Below are 13,400 nucleotides of genomic sequence, written 5' to 3' on the forward strand. Positions count from 1 at the left end.
CCGCCACAGACGCAACAATGCGCGGGGAAACCCTGAGGCCCTTGGACCTCAGTACGTTTCCAGGTGCAACCTGCCTTCGCGCTTGAGGGCTGTACCGAGGTCGTCCCATCTGAGTCCCGCACCTTCGGCCACGTCGCGCAAGGCCAGCACCACACCCTCTTCCATGCTCTTCAAGCCACACACGTAAAAGTGCGTGTCGGGGTCCTGCAGCAACACGGCCAGGTCGGCCGCGCGCTCCCGCATGGCGTCCTGCACGTAGCGCTTGGGTGCCCCTGGCGTGCGGCTGAACGCGAAGTTGGTGTCGATGAAGTCCTTGGGCAGGTTCTGCAGCGGGCCGAAGTACGGCAACTCTTCCTGCGAGCGCGCGCCGAAGAACAGCATGAGCTTGCCGCCCTCGAACTTGCCCGAAGCCCGCAGGCGGCGGCGCCACTCGGTCATGGCGCGCATGGGGGCGCTGCCGGTGCCGGTGCAGATCATCACGATGTTCGAGCGCGGGTGGTTGGGCATGAGGAAGCTGGTGCCGAAGGGCCCGATCACGTCCACCGTGTCGCCCACCTTGAGGTCGCACATGAAGTTGCTGGCCACGCCGCGCACCGGCTGGCCCTGGTGGTCTTCCAGCACGCGCTTGATGGTCAGCGACAGGTTGTTGTGACCCACGCGCTCGCCGTTGCGCGGGCTGGCAATGCTGTACTGGCGCGCATGGTGCGGCTTGCCTTTGGCGTCCACACCGGGCGGGATCACACCGATGCTCTGGCCTTCGAGCACCGGGAAGGGCATGGCACCGAAGTCCAGCACCACGTGGTGCGTGTCGTAGTCGCTGCCGGCCGTCTTGCCCACTTCGGTCACACGCAGGTTGCCCACCACGGTGGCGGTCACGGTCTTCTGTGTGGCCTTGGGACCGTAGAGGTTGGTGTAGGCGTGTGCGGCGGACCAGGGCGGCAGCGTGGCGCCGTAGCTGCTGGCCACGAAGGTCTGTTCGCCGCTGGCGGTGGTGGCGGGGGCTTCGACCAGCTCGGTCCGAACGGCCACGGCATCGCCGAGGCCTTCCAGCTCTTCAGGCGGCAGCTCGGGCGGGAGCTCGTCCCAGGTGAGCTGTTCTTCGGGTGTGTAGGCGCGCACCAGCGGCATGGTGCGCCAGTTGTCGATGGAGCCGGTGGGGCACGGCGAGATGCAGTCCATGCACAGGTTGCACTTGGAGGCATCGACCACGTAGTTGCGCGAATCGTGCGTGATCGCCTGCACCGGGCAGATCGCTTCGCAGGTGTTGCAGCGGATGCAGATCTCGGGATCGATCAGGTGCTGCTTGATGACAGCGAGTTCGGCTGGGGCGTTCATGGTGAGTCTCCGAGTGATCAAGAGACAGTGTAGGAGCGAGGGGACATTCAACCAAGGTCGCCGCGGAACTGGCTTTGCCAGGCCGCAGGCGACGCCCCCTTGAGGGGGTGACGCGCCGCAGGCGCGGCGCGGGGGGAGTCAGTTCAAGCGAAGCGGACGTATTCGAAGTCCACCGGCTGGCGGTTGACACCCATGACCGGTGGCGCGATCCAGTTGGCAAATTTGCCAGGATCGACCACACGGCCCATCAGGCTGGCCACGAAGGCACGGTCCGACTCGCTGGGCAGCCAGTTGTCGCGGTTGGCGGCCCATTCCGACTCGGAGATCACGCGGCCGTCGGGTGCAACCTTCACGCCCTTGAGCAAGCCGATGTTGCGGTGGAAGGCCTTGTGCGGCACGGTCAGGCGCACGGGGATGCCGGCCTTCTCGATCACCTTGTTCCAGCGCTCCACGCCGCCCACGCTGTCCTTGATGTAGTCATCGCGCAGCACTTCGTTGAGCGCGTTGAGCATCGGCACTTCCTTTTCGACCAGCTGACCGTTCTGCACGTTGAGCACGCGGTAGGTCTGACCCTTGAGGATGTGGTCGTCGGCGCGCTTTCCCTCTTCGTAGCGGCCCTTGAGGCCGGTGGAATAGAAGGTGGCGGCGTTGCTCGATTCGTCGGCGCCGAAGAGGTCGATGGTCACCGAGAAGTGGAAGTTCAGGTAACGCTGGAGGGTCGGCAGATCGATCACGCCGGCGGCACGCAGCTTGGCCGGGTCGTCGGTCTTGAGCTCGTTCATCACCTGGCAGGTGCGGTTGATCACGCGGCTCACACCGGATTCACCCACGAACATGTGGTGCGCTTCTTCGGTCAGCATGAACTTGGTGGTGCGGGCGAGCGGGTCGAAGCTGCTTTCGGCCAGCGCACACAACTGGAACTTGCCGTCGCGGTCGGTGAAGTAGGTGAACATGAAGAAGCTCAACCAGTCGGGCGTCTCTTCGTTGAAGGCCTCCAGGATGCGGGGGTTGTCGGCGTTGCCGCTGTTGCGCTCCAGCAGGGCTTCGCCCTCTTCGCGGCCGTCCTTGCCGAAGTACTTGTGCAGCAAATACACCATGGCCCAGAGGTGGCGGCCTTCTTCCACGTTCACCTGGAACAGGTTGCGCAGGTCGTACTGGCTGGGCGCCGTCAGCCCCAGGTGGCGCTGCTGCTCGACCGACGCCGGCTCGGTATCGCCCTGCGTCACGATGATGCGGCGCAGGTTGGCGCGGTATTCGCCAGGCACATCCTGCCAGGCGGCCTCGCCCTTGTGGTCACCGAAGTGGATCTTGCGGTCCTGCTCGGCCGGGTTCAGAAAAATGCCCCAGCGGTAATCGGGCATCTTCACGTGGCCGAACTGGGCCCAGCCCTGCGGATCGACGCTGACCGCCGTGCGCAGGTAGACGTCGAAGTTCTGCGAACCGTCCGGGCCCATGTCGTCCCACCACTTGAGGTAGTTGGGCTGCCACTGCTCCAGCGCGCGCTGCAGCGTGCGGTCTTCGCTCAGGTTGACGTTGTTGGGGATCTTGTCGCTGTAGTCGATCGTGCTCATGTTGTGCTTCCTCGGGTTCGGTGACGGGGATGAATCAATCAGACGCGGTTGAAATCGAAGGCGGCCTTGTCGCCTTTGCCGTAGACCTTCAGGGCACCTTTTTCGCCAACAGCGTTGGGGCGGATGAAGATCCAGTTCTGCCAGGCGGTGAGCCGCCCGAAGATGCGGGTGGCCATGTTTTCCTTCTGCGCGAAACGCAGGTTGGCTTCCAGGCCGGTGAGCGCGTCGGGCGACATGGAAGCGCGCTCCTCCAGCGCCATGCGCACCTCGTCGTCCCAGTCGATGTCGTCCGGAGCGGCGGTGACCAGGCCGAGTGCGAAGGCGGCATCGGCGTCCAGCGCTTGGCCGATGGCGCCACGCGCGGCTTCCATCGGTGCCGCCTCTTCGTAAAAGCGGCGCTGCAGGCGCGACTGGTCGTTGACCATGGGCAGACAGCCGAAGTTGAACTCGTCGAGCTGCAGCTTGGGCGCCTTGTCGGCATCGTCGGGCAGGGCCAGCATGTAGGCGCGGTCGGCGCAGAAGGCCAGCTCGGCGAAGCAGCCGGCGAAGCACGAGCCGGAATCGATGAGGGCGAACAGGCTGCGCGAGGACACATCGAGCCGCGCGAAGGTGCGGCGCATCAGGCCCAGCGTCTCACGCACCAGCCAATGGTCTTTGTGCGCCAGCATCAGCGCGTCGCTGGCCAGCACCGCGGCGGCGTCGCCCTCGGTCTTGAGCAGCCAGGTGCCGATGTCGAGTTCGTTGGTGCGCAGGCAGAGGATGGCGTCGTCGAGTTCACGCGCCATCTGCAACGGCCACCAGGCGGCGCCCGCGGCTTCGATGCCGGCGATGTCCTTGGGCTGGGCGCCGGTGGGTGCCTTCAGGGTGAGGGTGGCGCTGCGTTTCGCGCGGTCGATGACCACGTTCACGAAGGCATAACTCAGGCCGTTGGCGCTGTCGGTGCGCTCAATGCGTGGCAGGGCCACGCCCTGGCCGGCGGCCGGGCGGTCGCTGCTCAAGGCCAGCGCGTCGGCGCGTTCCTTCACGTGAGCAGCGAACTGCTGGGGTTTGGCGATCGAGTCCACCAGGCGCCAGTCGACCGCCTTCTTGCCGCGCACACCTTCGCTGGTGGTGCAGAAGATGTCGGCCAGGTCGTGGCGCACGTGGCGCTTGTCGGTCACGCGGGTGAGGCCGCCGGTGCCCGGCAGCACACCGAGCAAGGGCACTTCGGGCAGCGAGACGGCGGACGAGCGGTCGTCGACCAGCACGATCTCGTCGCACGCCAGTGCCAGCTCGTAGCCACCACCGGCACAGGCGCCGTTGAGCGCGGCCACAAATTTGAGGCCGCTGTGTCTGGAGGAGTCTTCGATGCCGTTGCGGGTCTCGTTGGTGAACTTGCAGAAGTTCACTTTCCAGGCGTGGCTGGACACACCGAGCATGAAGATGTTGGCGCCGGAGCAGAACACACGGTCCTTGGCGCTGGTGACCACCACGGTGCGTACCTCGGGGTGCTCGAAACGCACGCGGTTCAGCGCGTCGTGCAGCTCGATGTCCACGCCGAGGTCGTAGCTGTTGAGCTTGAGCTTGTAGCCGGGACGGATGCCGGCGTCTTCGTTGATGTCGATCGACAGCGTGGCCACGGCACCGTCGAACGACAGCTTCCAGTGGCGGTACTGGCCCGGCTCGGTGCGGTAATCGACCGTGGTGGGCGCGGTGCTGGTGGCGGGGGCGGCCGCAACGGGCGCGCTGGCGATGGCGGTGTCACTCATGGGTTTGTCTCCTCGGGGCTGCGGGGCTGAACAGGGGCCCCGCCAAACCGGCATTCAACTGCCAGCGGGAGCCCAATGACGTGAATAATAATTCACAAAGCCAAATCGGTCAATGCACTTTTATGCATGTTTTGTAACCAGGTCCAAGCGCTCGCGCACTTGGGCGCGCAGCGCCTGGAAGGCGTCGTCCAGGCTGTAGGCGCTGGTGTTGAAGCTCATGTCGGCTTTGGAATAGAAGGCCGAGCGCCCGGCCAGGATGCGCTTCAGATCTTCCATGGCCTCGCGACTGGCCGCCATGGGGCGCATGTCGCCCTGCGCGGCCACGCGGCCCATGTGGTCGGCCGGGTCGGCCTGCAGCCACACGGTGGTGCAGTGGGAAAGCAGCAGGTTGAAGTTGGCCGCGTCCGACACCAGCCCCCCGGGCGTGGCGATGACCACCTCGGGGTAGATCTGGATCGCCTCTTCCAGCGCGCGACGTTCGTAGCGACGGTAGGCGGGCGTGCCGTAGAGCGAATGGATCTCGTGGATGCTGCAACCGGCGAATTTCTCGATCTCGCGGCTGAGTTCGATGAAGGCAAAACCGAGGTCGTCGGCCAAGCGCTGGCCCAGGGTGGACTTGCCGGCGCCACGCAGGCCGATCAGGGCGATGCGCGAGCTGCGTCCCGGGTCGCCGCCGGGCACGGCGCCGCCGCCCAGCAGGCCGCCGATGGCCACGCGCACACGACGCAGATCGGCCTCGCCGCGGCCTTCGAGCAACTCACGGATCAGCAGCCACTCGGGTGAGCTTGTGCTCACATCTCCAAGCAATTCGGCCAGCGAGCAATGCAGCGCCTGCGCCACCTGCAACAGCACCAGGATGGAGGCGTTGCCGGTGCCGTATTCGAGGTTGGCCAGGTGCCGCTCGGACACGTCGGCCGCCACGGCCACAGCCTTGCGCGTCATGCCGCGGCGCGAGCGCAGGGTGCGCACGCGCTCACCCAGTGCCACCAGAAAGGGGTTTCTCGCCTCCTCGTCCACGGGAGCGGGGTCCACAGGCCGGGCGGTGACCATCAGGCCGGGATCGGCTGCATCCATGGGGTGCCTGCGCTTTCAAACAGATTCATCGGGTAGGGAAAAACCGGCAAGGGGGCTTGCAAAGCGGCGCCACATGCACTTTAATGCACATCTCGACGCACGCAAGATAGTGCATTTATAGCGCCATTCTCCATCCGCGAACAGCCCAGGCCGCTCGCCCACCCCATTCACACCATGACCACCACCTCCCTGCTCCCCAACCACCTCGGCGGCCAATGGGTGACCGGCACCGGCGCGGGCACGCCGCTGTTCGACCCGGTGCTCGGCACCGAACTGGCCCGCGTGAGCAGCGCCGGGCTCGATCTCGCTTCGGGCTTTGCCTTTGCCCGCGAACAGGGCGGCGCCGCCTTGCGTGCCCTGAGCTACGGCGAGCGCGCCGGCCTGCTGGGCGCCATCGTCAAGGTGCTGCAGGCCAACCGCGACGCGTACCACGAGATCGCGACCGCCAACTGCGGCACCACCACCAAGGACTCGGCAGTCGACATCGACGGCGGCATCTTCACCCTGGGCTACTACGCCAAGCAGGGTGAGGCGCTGGGCGATGCACGCGCATTGCTGGATGGCGAGCGCATCCGCATGGGCAAGGACCCGGTGTTCCAGACCCAGCACATGCTCACCCCCACACGCGGCGTGGCGCTGTTCATCAACGCCTTCAACTTCCCGAGCTGGGGCCTGTGGGAAAAAGCCGCGCCCGCCCTGCTCTCGGGCGTGCCGGTGATCGTGAAACCCGCCACCGCCACCGCCTGGCTCACGCAGCGCATGGTCAGGGACGTGATCGACGCCGGCATCCTGCCGTCGGGCGCGCTGTCGGTGGTCTGCGGTTCGTCCGCCGGCCTGATGGACCAGCTGCAGCCCTTCGACGTGGTCTCGTTCACGGGCTCGGCCGAGACCGCACGCATCATCCGCAGCCACCCGGCCGTGGCCGAACGTTCGGTGCGTTGCAACATCGAGGCCGACAGCCTCAACAGCGCGCTGCTCGACCCGGCCGCCACGGCCGAGAGCGAGGCCTTCGGCCTGCTGGTGAGCGAGGTGGTGCGCGAGATGACGGTCAAGAGCGGCCAGAAGTGCACCGCGATCCGCCGCGTGTTCGTGCCGCGCACCCTGTTTGACGCGGCCGCCCAGGCCATCGGTGCCAAGCTCGCCAAGGTCTCGGTGGGCAACCCGCGCGTTGAGACCGTGCGCATGGGCGCGCTGGTGAGCCAGGAACAGAAGGCCAGCGTGCTCGAAGGCCTTGCGACGTTGCGCACGGAGGCGGAACTGCTGTTCGACGGCAGCGGCGCCGTGCTGGTGGATGCGGACGCCTCGGTGGCCGCCTGCGTGGCGCCCACGCTGCTGGGCTCGCGCGAACCCGCGAAGGCGAAGGTGCTGCACGAGGTGGAAGTGTTCGGCCCGGTGGCCACGCTCATGGCCTACGACGGGATCGAACAAGCCTATGAGCTGATTCGTCGCGGCGAAGGTTCGCTGGTCTGCTCGGTCTACAGCGCCGATCCGGCCTTCATCGCCAGTGCCGCGCTCGAACTCGGCTCGGCCCATGGTCGCGTGCACGCGATCTCGCCCGACGTGGCGTCCAGCCAGAGTGGCCACGGCAACGTGATGCCGATGTCGCTGCACGGTGGTCCGGGTCGCGCCGGGGGCGGCGAAGAGCTCGGCGGCCTGCGCGCGCTGGGCTTCTACCACCGCCGCAGCGCGGTGCAGGCCAGCAGCGCCGCGCTGGACGTGTTGGCGGCATCTGCCGTACCGTTCAACGTCTGACCCCAAAACCCGCAGAGGAGACAAACCCCATGAACACCCCCGTCGCGCCGCCACCCGAGCGCTTCAACTTCGCGCGCCACCTGCTCGCGCTCAACAGCGGCCGCGCCAGCAAGAACGCCCTCACCGACGACCAGGGCACGCTGAGCTACGGCGAGCTCGCCGATCAGGTGCGGCGTTTTGCCGGCGCGCTGAGCGCTCTCGGCCTGCATCGCGAAGAGCGCGTGCTGCTGCTCATGCACGACTGCAGCGACTGGGTGGTGGCCTTCCTTGGCGCGCTGCACGCCGGCGTGGTGCCGGTGGCGGTGAACACGCTGCTGACCGCGCAGGACTACGGTTACATGCTGAGCAACAGCCGCGCGCAGGCGGCCATCGTCTCGGCGGCGCTGCTGCCCACGTTGCAGACCGCGCTGGCCTCGCAGCCCACCGAGGTGAAGCACCTGATCGTCTCTCGCGCCAGCGAGGCCCTGCCGGCAGGTGCACACGACTTCACCTCACTGGTCGCGAAGAGCGCGCCCGCCGAGGCGGCCGACACGCACGGCGACGAGCCTGCGTTCTGGCTCTACTCCAGCGGCTCCACCGGCGCGCCCAAGGGCACGGTGCACACCCAGGCCAACCTGTACTGGACGGCCGAGCTCTACGGCAAGGCCGTGCTCGGTCTGCGCGAGGACGACGTGGTGTTCTCCGCCGCCAAACTGTTCTTCGCCTACGGCCTGGGCAACGCACTGACCTTCCCGCTGAGCGTGGGCGCCAGCGTGGTGCTGATGGCCGAACGGCCGACGCCGCAAGCCTGCTTCAAGCGCTTCACCGAGTTGAAGCCCACGGTGTTCTATGGCGCCCCCACCGGCTATGGCGGCATGCTCGCCAGCCCCGACCTGCCGAAGAAGAGTGAGGTCGCGCTGCGCCTGTGCTCCTCGGCCGGCGAAGCGCTCCCGCAAGACATCGGCCAGCGCTGGACGAACCACTTCGGCGTGGAAATCATCGACGGCATCGGCTCCACCGAGATGCTGCACGTGTTCCTCTCCAACCGCCCCGGCGACGTGCGCTACGGCACCACCGGCAAGCCGGTGCCGGGCTACGAAATCGAACTGCGCGGCGAAGACGGCACGCCCGTGCCTGACGGCGAGATCGGCGACCTCTACATCAAGGGCCCGAGCGCGGCGTTGATGTACTGGAACAACCGCGCCAAATGCCGCGACACCTTTCAGGGCGGCTGGACCAAGGCCGGCGACAAGTACACGCGCGACGCCGACGGCTACTGCACCTACGCCGGGCGCAACGACGACATGCTGAAAGTCAGCGGCATCTATGTGAGCCCGTTCGAGGTGGAGGCCACGCTGGTGCAGCACCCCGCGGTGCTTGAAGCCGCCGTGATCGGCAAGACGGACGCCGACGGTCTGACCAAGACCAAGGCCTTCGTGGTGCTCAAGAGCGGTGTACACGCCACCGAAGCCGAGCTGCAGGCCTTCGTGAAGGAGAAGCTGGCGCCCTACAAGTACCCACGCTTCATCGAATTCCTGCCCGAGCTGCCGAAGACCGCCACCGGCAAGATCCAGCGCTTTCGGCTGCGCGAACGCGAGGCACCCAGCGCCTGATCCAGGCACCTGAATCAGCCGACTTCCAGTGTCGTCAGCCCGTACAGGCGCGAGAGCGCCAGTTGCGGCGCCGGGCCGCGGTACATGCGTGCGGTGGGAAACGTGGCCTCCATGCCCTGGGTCAGGGCCAGCCGGGTGGCCTGCAGGTTGCACTCGGGCACGTCCATGAACACCGGCTGGTCCCTGCGTGCCCGCGCGCACAGCGCTTCGAACAAGGCCTCGGCAATGGCCGGCGAGTCGGCGCACAGGGGTGCAAGCTTGTGGCCTTCCTTGCAGGCCCGCAGGACGCCATAGCCCCGCAATTCGCCGTCTTCCCACCACCCCAGTGCATGGCTCTGCGGCATCTGGATCCAGGCCTGCAGAAACACCGGGCGTGCAACGGGTTGAAAGGCCTGGTCGTAGGCGACCAGCCGCGCAAACGGCAGCGACGACAGCGACACCACCCGCCGGTCCTGCGCAACCGACTCGCGGCCCCAACCCCTGTAGCGCACGTTGTACCAAGCCAGCTCGAAACCGCTGCGGCGGTAGTTGTCCTGCTGGGCCGGCACGCCATCCAGGCCAACGACGCAGCCCTTGACATGGCCCAGTGCCGCGTTCCAGAGGGCCAGACCCAATCCATGGCGCCTCAGTGTCGGCTCGACCATGTAGAGGCCGATGAATCCGTGACTGTCGCCATAGCGCACGCAGGCGATCGAGGCCACGGGCCGTTCACCGAGCCAGCCCATGAAGAAACCGTCGGGATCGATGACGTGGAAGGGGTCCAGATCGTGCAGTCCGGGGTTCCAGCCTTCGCGTGCGGCCCAACCGATGGTGGTGGACAGGTGGCCGCGGGTCATGCGGCGAATCTCGTAAGACGCAAATGACAAGGTGTGCTCCAGGGGGTATACGGCATCACATCGCAAACCCAACGGTCGCGCCATACTTCATTGGCAGTACTTTGAGAGGCACCCAGGCGCAAAAAAGCCGGCGACGGGCCGGCTTTTTGGGAGAGGAACGGTCGACAGGCCGATTCAGGTTTCCTTGGAAATCTTGATGCTGGGAAACTTGTTCGAGAAGTCCTTGGCCTTGGCCGCGATCTTGATCGCCAACTGGCGCGCGACCGACTTGTACAGGCCAGCGATCTCGCCCTCGGGGTCGGCCACCACGGTGGGCATGCCGCTGTCGGCCTGCACACGGATGCTCATGTTGAGCGGCAGCGCGCCGAGGTAGTCCATGCCGTACTCGGCCGCCATGTTCTTGCCGCCGTCGGCGCCGAAGATGTGCTCCACGTGGCCGCACTTCTCGCACACGTGCACCGCCATGTTCTCCACGATGCCCAGAATGGGCACGCCCACCTTCTCGAACATCTTGATGCCCTTGCGCGCGTCCAGCAGGGCAATGTCCTGCGGCGTGGTCACGATCACCGCGCCGGTCAGCGGCACGCGCTGGCTCAGGGTGAGCTGGATGTCGCCGGTGCCCGGGGGCATGTCGACGATCAGGTAGTCGAGGTCTTTCCAGTTGGTCTGGCGCAGCAGTTGCTCCAGCGCCTGCGTGGCCATGGGGCCGCGCCAGATCATGGCTTCGTCGCGGTCGATCAGGAAACCGATCGAAATCACCTGCACGCCGTAGTTCTCCAGCGGCTCCATGGTCTGGCCGTCAGCGCTCTCGGGGCGGCCTTCCACGCCCATCATCATGGGCTGGCTCGGGCCGTAGATGTCGGCATCCAGAATGCCGACCTTGGCGCCTTCGGCCGACAGTGCCAGCGCCAGGTTGACCGCGGTGGTGCTCTTGCCCACCCCGCCCTTGCCCGAGGCCACGGCAATGATGTTCTTCACATTGGGCATGACCTGCACACCGCGCTGCACCGCATGCGCCGTGATCTTCATGGTCATGTTGACCGAGACGTTCTCCACGCCCGCCACCGACTTGGCCGCGGCGATCAGGGTCTTGCGAAACCCCGGCATCTGGCTCTTGGCCGGATAACCCAGTTCAACATCGAAGGACACATCGCCGTCCTGCGTCTGGAGATTTTTCAGCGCCTTGCTGGTGACGAAGTCGCGTCCGGTGTTCGGATCGATGACGGCTTGCAGCGCGGTCAGGAGCGCCTGGGAATCAACGGGCATGGGGAACTGGCTCCAGTGGGGATGGGGGTATCGGATCTAACGAACGGGCTGAAGTCTAACGCCCCACCCTGACCGGGGTCATTCACACAATCGCCATGAGGACATAGACAGGCCGACGCCCTAAAATCGCCGGTTCCCCAGAAGAAAGCCCATCCCATGAGCCAGCGACGCCTGTTCGTCACCACCGCCCTGCCCTACGCCAACGGCCACTTCCACATCGGTCACATCATGGAGTACATCCAGGCCGACATCTGGGTGCGGTTCCAACGCATGCAGGGCCATGAGGTGCATTTCGTCTGCGCCGACGACGCGCACGGCGCGCCGATCATGATCGCGGCCGACAAGGCCGGCAAGACGCCGCAGCAGTTCGTGGCCGACATCGCGGCCGGCCGCAAGCCCTACCTCGATGGCTTTCACATCGGCTTCGACAACTGGCACAGCACCGACGCGCCCGAGAACCACGAGCTCGCGCAACAGATCTACCGCGACCTCAAGGCCAACGGCCTGATCGAGACACGCACCATCGAACAGTTCTTCGACCCCGAGAAGAACATGTTCCTGCCCGACCGCTTCATCAAGGGCGAGTGCCCGAACTGCCATGCCAAAGACCAGTACGGCGACAACTGCGAGGTTTGCGGCAAGGTCTACAGCCCCACGGAGCTGATCAACCCCTACTCCGCCCTGTCTGGCGCCAAGCCGGTGCTCAAGCAATCGGAACACTTCTTCTTCAAGCTCTCCGACCCGCGCTGCCTGGCCTTTCTGGACCAATGGACGCAAAGCGGCGCGGTGCAGCCCGAGGTGCTCAACAAGATCAGCGAGTGGATCGAACCGGGCGAAGACGGCAAGCCGAAGATGGGGGACTGGGACATCAGCCGCGACGCGCCCTACTTCGGCATCGAGATCCCCGACGCACCCGGCAAGTACTTCTATGTGTGGCTGGACGCGCCCGTGGGTTACCTCGCCTCGCTGAAGAACTGGTTCGGCAAGACCGGACGCGACTTCGACGCCTTCATGGCCGACCCGGCCACCGAGCAGTTCCACTTCATCGGCAAGGACATCATCACCTTCCACACGCTGTTCTGGCCGGCCATGCTGCACTTCAGCGGCCGCAAGGTGCCCAACGCGGTGTTCGTGCACGGCTTCCTCACCATCAACAACGGCGAGAAGATGAGCAAGAGCCGGGGCACCGGCCTGGATCCGTTGAAATACCTGAGCCTGGGCATGAACCCGGAGTGGTTGCGCTACTACCTGGCGGCCAAGCTCAGCAGCCGCAATGAAGACGTGGACTTCAACGCCGAGGACTTCATGGCCCGGGTCAACAGCGACCTGATCGGCAAGTACATCAACATCGCCTCGCGCGCGGCCGGCTTCATCGCCAAGCGCTTCGAGGGCAAGCTCGGTGAAGTCTCGGCCGATGGCGACAACCTGCTCGACCACCTGCAGACCGCTGCGCCATCGATCACGGCACTGTATGCCGAGCGCGAGTACGGCAAGGCACTGCGCGAGGTGATGCAGCTGGCCGACCGCGTGAACGCCTACGTTGACCAGAACAAGCCCTGGGAGCTCGCCAAGCAGGAAGGCATGGATGGGCGTCTGCACGATGTGTGCACCGCCTGCATCGAAGCCTTCCGCCTGCTCACGCTTTACCTGAAGCCGGTGCTGCCTGCGCTCGCCGCCAACGTCGAGGCCTTCCTGCAGGTCGAACCCCTGCAGTTCACCGATGCGAGCCGCCTGCTGGGAGCCGGACACACCATCAACGCCTACCAGCACCTCATGCAGCGCGTGGACGTGAAGCAGCTTGACGCGCTGTTCGAACCGCCTCCGGTCCCGGCGGTGGCAGCCACCGTGCCCGGTGGCGAGCCGATCGCCGACACCATCACCATCGACGACTTCAGCAAGATCGACCTGCGCATCGCGCAGATCGTGAACTGCGAAGCGGTGGCAGGTTCGACCAAGCTGCTGCGCCTGACGCTGGACGTCGGCGAAGGCAGGACGCGCAATGTGTTCAGCGGCATCGCCAGCGCCTATGCCCCCGAAGACCTGGTGGGCAAGCTCACCGTGATGGTGGCCAACCTGGCGCCACGCAAGATGAAGTTCGGCGTGAGCGAAGGCATGGTGCTGGCGGCCAGCCACGCCGACGAGAACGCCGAGCCGGGCATCCACATCCTCAACCCGTGGCCCGGTGCCACGCCCGGCATGCGCGTCAGGTAGGCTGCCCCCCCACGG

9 protein-coding genes are annotated in these 13,400 nt (G+C 66.0%); 3 read left to right on the plus strand and 6 right to left on the minus strand.

Features of this window, described 5'->3' with window-relative positions; genetic code table 11:
• Positions 1-48: 48 nt before the first annotated feature.
• The 4 genes from boxA to V6M63_RS14305 form a co-directional block, all read right to left on the minus strand.
• Positions 49-1,335 (minus strand): benzoyl-CoA 2,3-epoxidase subunit BoxA, encoded by a 1,287-nt coding sequence (boxA, locus tag V6M63_RS14290; protein WP_332742860.1) that lies wholly within the window; start codon positions 1,333-1,335, stop codon positions 49-51.
• Between the two features lie 143 nt (positions 1,336-1,478).
• On the minus strand, positions 1,479-2,906 hold the full coding sequence (gene boxB / locus V6M63_RS14295) for a benzoyl-CoA 2,3-epoxidase subunit BoxB (protein WP_332742862.1): 1,428 nt from the start codon (positions 2,904-2,906) through the stop codon (positions 1,479-1,481).
• 38 nt (positions 2,907-2,944) lie between these two features.
• Positions 2,945-4,654: a 2,3-epoxybenzoyl-CoA dihydrolase gene (boxC, locus tag V6M63_RS14300; protein ID WP_332742864.1), complete on the minus strand. Its 1,710-nt coding sequence runs from the start codon at positions 4,652-4,654 to the stop codon at positions 2,945-2,947.
• A 120-nt stretch (positions 4,655-4,774) separates the two neighbouring features.
• On the minus strand, positions 4,775-5,704 hold the full coding sequence (locus V6M63_RS14305; protein ID WP_332742980.1) for a helix-turn-helix transcriptional regulator: 930 nt from the start codon (positions 5,702-5,704) through the stop codon (positions 4,775-4,777).
• 198 nt (positions 5,705-5,902) lie between these two features.
• Between V6M63_RS14305 and V6M63_RS14310 the strand changes: the two genes are divergently transcribed.
• A complete protein-coding gene (locus V6M63_RS14310) occupies positions 5,903-7,480 on the plus strand; it encodes a 3,4-dehydroadipyl-CoA semialdehyde dehydrogenase (protein WP_332742866.1) in 1,578 nt (525 codons plus the stop codon).
• Between the two features lie 29 nt (positions 7,481-7,509).
• Positions 7,510-9,072, plus strand: a complete 1,563-nt coding sequence (locus V6M63_RS14315) for a benzoate-CoA ligase family protein (protein WP_332742868.1) — start codon at positions 7,510-7,512, stop codon at positions 9,070-9,072.
• Between the two features lie 14 nt (positions 9,073-9,086).
• Here the strand turns inward: V6M63_RS14315 and V6M63_RS14320 are convergent, their stop codons facing one another.
• Together V6M63_RS14320 and apbC are read right to left on the minus strand one after the other, a co-directional pair.
• Positions 9,087-9,938, minus strand: coding sequence for a GNAT family N-acetyltransferase (locus V6M63_RS14320; protein ID WP_332742870.1), 852 nt, complete (start codon positions 9,936-9,938; stop codon positions 9,087-9,089).
• 144 nt (positions 9,939-10,082) lie between these two features.
• Complete coding sequence (apbC, locus tag V6M63_RS14325; RefSeq protein ID WP_332742872.1) at positions 10,083-11,174, minus strand: iron-sulfur cluster carrier protein ApbC; 1,092 nt, start codon at positions 11,172-11,174, stop codon at positions 10,083-10,085.
• A gap of 156 nt (positions 11,175-11,330) precedes the next feature.
• On the opposite strand from apbC, the gene metG reads away from it, so the two are divergent.
• Positions 11,331-13,385, plus strand: coding sequence for a methionine--tRNA ligase (gene metG / locus V6M63_RS14330; protein ID WP_332742873.1), 2,055 nt, complete (start codon positions 11,331-11,333; stop codon positions 13,383-13,385).
• The last annotated feature ends 15 nt before the right edge of the window (positions 13,386-13,400 follow it).

Source organism: Hydrogenophaga sp. (assembly GCF_036675665.1).
Taxonomy (GTDB): domain Bacteria; phylum Pseudomonadota; class Gammaproteobacteria; order Burkholderiales; family Burkholderiaceae_C; genus Hydrogenophaga.

Coding starts and splice junctions, on each gene's coding strand:
- boxA (WP_332742860.1), bottom strand. CDS start 1,335: ATGAACGCCCCAGCCGAACTCGCTGTCATCAAGCAGCACCTGATCGAT.
- boxB (WP_332742862.1), bottom strand. CDS start 2,906: ATGAGCACGATCGACTACAGCGACAAGATCCCCAACAACGTCAACCTG.
- boxC (WP_332742864.1), bottom strand. CDS start 4,654: ATGAGTGACACCGCCATCGCCAGCGCGCCCGTTGCGGCCGCCCCCGCC.
- V6M63_RS14305 (WP_332742980.1), bottom strand. CDS start 5,704: ATGGTCACCGCCCGGCCTGTGGACCCCGCTCCCGTGGACGAGGAGGCG.
- V6M63_RS14310 (WP_332742866.1), top strand. CDS start 5,903: ATGACCACCACCTCCCTGCTCCCCAACCACCTCGGCGGCCAATGGGTG.
- V6M63_RS14315 (WP_332742868.1), top strand. CDS start 7,510: ATGAACACCCCCGTCGCGCCGCCACCCGAGCGCTTCAACTTCGCGCGC.
- apbC (WP_332742872.1), bottom strand. CDS start 11,174: ATGCCCGTTGATTCCCAGGCGCTCCTGACCGCGCTGCAAGCCGTCATC.
- metG (WP_332742873.1), top strand. CDS start 11,331: ATGAGCCAGCGACGCCTGTTCGTCACCACCGCCCTGCCCTACGCCAAC.